The organism is candidate division WOR-3 bacterium (assembly GCA_016867815.1).
GTDB lineage: Bacteria > Hydrothermota > Tepidihabitantia > Tepidihabitantales > Tepidihabitantaceae > UBA2258.
On the sequence record VGIR01000143.1, the window covers coordinates 1 to 4,948 of the forward strand.

Sequence of the window (4,948 nt, forward strand, 5' to 3'; positions counted from 1 at the left end):
TCTGCAGACAAGGCGACCGATTGAGACTAATAGACTGCCGCAACGACAGCGTTCTGGTGGACACGGTACTTGGTGAAGGAGTCGCCTATCTCGAAGCGCACACCGGCGATGGCGAGAAGGTATACATTGCTCACGGTCTGGGCGGGGTCGAAGTCCTGGATGCCAGCACGCTCTCTCTTAGAACGACAATCGGTTGGGAGCATGGCGTTGTCAACGGCATTCTGCCGTTCTTCGTGTATTCCGATACGACCGACAAGCTCTACTGGTTTGTGGCGGACGGTTCTGTGACCGACCCGGAAAGCGCGCTGGTGATAGACACTCGCGGCGATACCGTCGTCGCCCGACTCGGCGCGGGCGTATGGCATCGCCCGGGTTGCCTGGATCATACGGGAAGGTACATCTTCTGCCCGGACGAGGCCGACAGCAGCCTGTTCGTGTACGACTCACAGATTGACAGCGTCGCGGCCGTGTACTCAGGTCTGCCGGGGCCCTTATGCGTGAAGCCTAATCCCGAGCGCGCTCAGGTCTACGTTGGTTGCGACGAAGTGATACTGGTCTATCCGGATGCGCCGTTGGGGGTCGAGGAAATGCCGAACGCCGAGGTGCGAACGACGAGTCCCGGCCCGACTGTCGTCCGTGGCACTCTCAATCTGCAACCTGCAATCTGCAGTCTGCAATCGGAAATCGCCCTGCTCTCCGTCGACGGCCGCAAGGTACTAGACCTCAGGCCAGGTCCAAATGACGTCCGGTCGCTGGCTCCGGGTGTGTACTTCCTCCGCGGACCGATGACCGAGGACGGAAGACCGGGCGCCTCGGTCCGCAAAGTCGTTGTGACAAGGTAGGAGGAACGCATGCCGCGTGGCACCAAGGACCGCGTTCGGGGCCGCTACTCCATTCAGGCCATCCGGGCTGCGAGGGCCAGGGTGCTCCTGTGCGCGGCGTTGCTGGGGATTGGCGTTGCTCACGCCCAGCCGTTTCCGTCGTTCCTACTCGACACCACCCGCTTCATCGGCCGCTATCTCAATTCCAGCCTTCCCTACTTCGGAGTGGCCGCGTCACGGACGACTGGTATGGTCGCCTGGTTGCCCAGTGACGACAACATCTACGCGAGCCGACTAGACCGGTCGATGGCCCTGCTGGACACCATTCCTCTGAATGCAGCTGGTCCATCCCAGAGGGCCAGTATGTCGTTTCCTCCCTCGGCGGCCTGCTCGGACTCGGGCTACGCGGTTGCATGGTCTGGTATTACGGAACAACTTTGGTTTGCTCTTGTGTCGAATTCAGGTGCTATCGATGCACGTGTGCTGATTGACTCCCAGGTTCAGATGTACTGCATCTCGCTCGCTGCCCGTCCTGACCGCTATGCCGTGGTGTCGACGGTGTGGAGCCCAGTTTCCGATCGTCACGAGGTCCGTGCCGCAGAGGTCTCGTCGAGCGGCGATGTCATGCGCCGACTACTGGTGGCGAGCGGAGAGCAGCCGAGTTTCTACTTGGATGCCGCAGACGTTGTCCGCGGGGACTCGGCCTACTTTGTCGTCTGGCAGGGTGTTGATTCCACATGGGACAGCTGTATCAGTGCAAGGTTCATTTGGCCTGACAATTCATCTGCGGACACACAGATCATCCCCATACGTCAGCGCGTACCAGCGTTTGGACCCAAGGCAGCGTTCGATGGTGAGAATTTCTGGGTAGCTTGGCTCGAGGTGACAGATCCTGACCGAGAGACCCTGGCAATGGCCGCCCGCGTTTCGCAGGCGGGCATCGTACTCGATACGGGCGGCCTCGCCTTGGCGCGCGGGGCGACCAGCATTGACGTGGCGGCGGATGGAGAGACAACACTCGTAGTCTGGGGCGCGGGCACCAGTACCATCGCCTGCATGAGATGCGACTCCGACGGGCAGATGATCGACCCGGCTCCGGTCAAGCTGTCGACCAACGCTCTTGCTCCACCGGCGGTGGCGGTCACGACCGATACCTTCCTCGTTCTGTGGAATGAGAAGGTGAATTCGGTCAGCATGTATAGATACAGGCTAGTCGGTCGGCGTGTCTTGGCCTCAGGCGGGGTGGTTGACTCGCTAGCCCGGGACTACGCCTTCTCGGCGAACTCACACGAGGGGTCCGTGCTGACGTCCGACGGAGAGAACTTCCTAGCCGTGTGGGCCGACATCAGGGCCGATCCCAACTACTCTGCGCGTTTCCGCGCGCGGCGATTCGACAATCAGGGCCAGTTCATCGACGCGGAGCCGTTTACCATCGGCGGTCCTCGCACGATACCACTGAAGTCTGTTCTGGCCTATGGAGCGGGCTGTTACCTTCTCTGTTGGTGTGAAGACCCGGACACGCTTCCGGGTCTCGTCGCAACGTACGCGACCCGCATCAGCCGGGATGGCGTCGTCATGGACACTGTTCCAATCACGCTGGGTACGGCGGCCCTCAACGAGGATGAATTGGGCGTGACCTTCCTTGCGGACTCAATATTCGTCGTGTCGCTTGACTACGACCAACTCGAATCAACCCATGTGGTTCGTGTCATGGCCGATGGGCGTGTTCTCGATTCGGTGCCGGTCCCACTCAAGGTCAGGTTCGGCTACGCGATGGTCAACACCCGCGCCTCCCTGGCTCACATGGGAGACACTCTGGTTGCCGTGAATCGGATCTATAACTGTCCTGACATAAGATGCTGGATGGGTGTGGGGCTATACGACCGGACGTTGAAAATACTCGATTCGATCTGGTGGCAGCGAAGGTCGTGGAACTTCTTCACAGACGTAGCCTGCGGGGGTGGTCGCATTCTTGGGGCTGAGGTAGTTTCGTCCGGCGCTCCACGACTTTGGCTTCTTGACTCAGCGGCCAATCTGCTCGACACTGCGGTGCCAATACCCCCGGGCGTAGTCCGGAATCATACGAGTCTGGAATACGACGGGGCCAGTTTCCTGTGCGTGAACGCGCTGACTGGTGGGCGCTTCCAGACGCTTCGGGGATACCGGATATCTCCCGATGGGGACTTGCTGGATCCCTACGGCGTGGACATCGTCGCATTCGAAAGCACGTATGTCACTGGTGATTGTGCTCTCGCCATGGACACCTTGGGTCACGTCGGTCTGGCTTTCTTCTCCTTTGAGCCCGAATGCATGGCCGGCCGTGCCCGGGCAACCATATTCCCACGCCTGACGGGCGCGGTGGAAGAGACGCGCGGTACGCCGGTGCCCGGGTATCTCTGTCAGACCGTGTTCAGCCGCATCCTCCATCTGCCGCCTGTGAATCAAACGGGCGGCTACTCATTGCTGGACGTGAGCGGGCGGAAGTTGATGGACCTGAAGCCGGGCGAGAATGACGTCCGGTCGTTGGCTCCGGGTGTGTACTTTGTCCGCGGACCGATGACCGAAGACGGAAGACCGGGCGACGTGCGGAAGGTTGTTCTGACCGAGTAGCCTTTTCCAGAACCCGTCGTAGCATCGCTGCCCGCGTCGCTGCGGGCAGCTTGCTCTTGGGTGGCTTGGCCGAGAGCCGCAGCCCCAGAACCGAAATGGTGGCCACGAAGACACGAAAACGGAGTGAGACGGACATGTCGTATCCCGCACCCATTCGTTTCGTGTCCTTCGTGCTTTCGTGGCAGGATGTCGGATTCAGGAACCGTCGTCATCGGAACCGTGATAGGAGCAATCTTCGACCGGCTCTTGGTGACTTGGTGTCTTGGTGGTGAAACTCCGTCCGGGTCAGCCATCGTCGGGAGCAGGGGAGAAGTCCTCGTCCGGCTCGTACCTGGACTCACCCTCTACCTCAACCTCGCGGCCAAGCCGCGTCGGCTGTCCCGAAGCTTCTTGGTATGGCGTGCCTGGCACTGGTCACAGCGAGTCGCCGAATGGGCGACTATTCCTAGGTCTCCCTGCCTGTTGACAGGCGAGAACATCCATTCTACAATTGACACGACTTGAGGGTGCGGCAGACGCAGGGTCTGCCACGCAGGGAACCTCGACGCCGATTCGTGCAAGTTCTGTGAGATATCTGGAGGCAGCACTTGGCAATCGGAATGAAGCGCAGTTCGTCTGGTCGGAACTCAACCTCACACAATCGGGCCGCGAGGGCCGGGGTGCTTCTGCGCGCGCTGGCACTGGTGACGCTGCTGGCTTCGGTGGCCCGGCCTCAGTACTTGGAGGCGACCATCAAACTGCCGGATACGCTCGGTTGGCTAGACTGGCCACTATCGCTTGTACACAACCCCCAGGGCAACAAGATCTACGTTGGATGCGGCGACGGTGTTCTCGTGATTGACGGTGCCACGGACCAACGCCTGGCACGCATCAGGATGACCGGCGGTCGCGTGCACTCTCTTTGCTACAACCCGAAGGAGAACAAGGTTTACGCCGCGGACCTTGCCCGGGGCTATGTCTTCGTCATCGCTGGTGCAACGGACTCGGTGATCGCCTCGATTGGGGTCGTGTCATATGCGTTCTGCTACAACAGCGCGAACAACAAGGTCTACTGCGTAACCCCAGATGAGAACAGGGTGACGGTCATAGACGGGGCGACAAACTCAGTCGTAGCGATCATCGATGTCGGTTACTGGCCCCATGGCCTGTGCTACAACTCACTGAACAACAAGGTCTACTGCGCGAACTCCGTGAGCGGCGACGTCACGGTGCTAGACGGCGTGACTGACTCGGTCATCTCCACGGTGCCGGCAGAAGGCGACGCCTGGTATCTCTACTACTGCTCCGGCAACAACAAGGTGTACTGCGCGAATGGACCAACCAGCAACAGCGTCACGGTGATTGAAGGGGCCTCCGACTCAGTCCTAGCTACAATACCGGTCGGGACGAATCCCCGCGCTCTCTGCTACAATCAGCAAGACAACAGGATCTACTGCGCCAACTTCAGTAGCGGTACGGTGACGGTGCTCGACGGAGCGGGCGACTCGATCATTGCCACGGTCGGGGTTCAAACGGGC

3 protein-coding genes are annotated in these 4,948 nt (G+C 60.3%); all 3 read left to right on the plus strand.

Annotation, left to right across the window (positions count from 1 at the left end; genetic code table 11):
* Positions 1 to 20 precede the first annotated feature (20 nt).
* Positions 21 to 842 (plus strand): hypothetical protein, encoded by an 822-nt coding sequence (locus tag FJY68_13370; GenBank protein MBM3332814.1) that lies wholly within the window; start codon positions 21 to 23, stop codon positions 840 to 842.
* A 9-nt stretch (positions 843 to 851) separates the two neighbouring features.
* Positions 852 to 3,431, plus strand: coding sequence for a hypothetical protein (locus FJY68_13375; GenBank protein MBM3332815.1), 2,580 nt, complete (start codon positions 852 to 854; stop codon positions 3,429 to 3,431).
* 587 nt (positions 3,432 to 4,018) lie between these two features.
* Positions 4,019 to 4,948, plus strand: a 930-nt coding sequence (locus tag FJY68_13380) for a YncE family protein (GenBank protein MBM3332816.1), incomplete at its 3' end; no start/stop codon positions are given.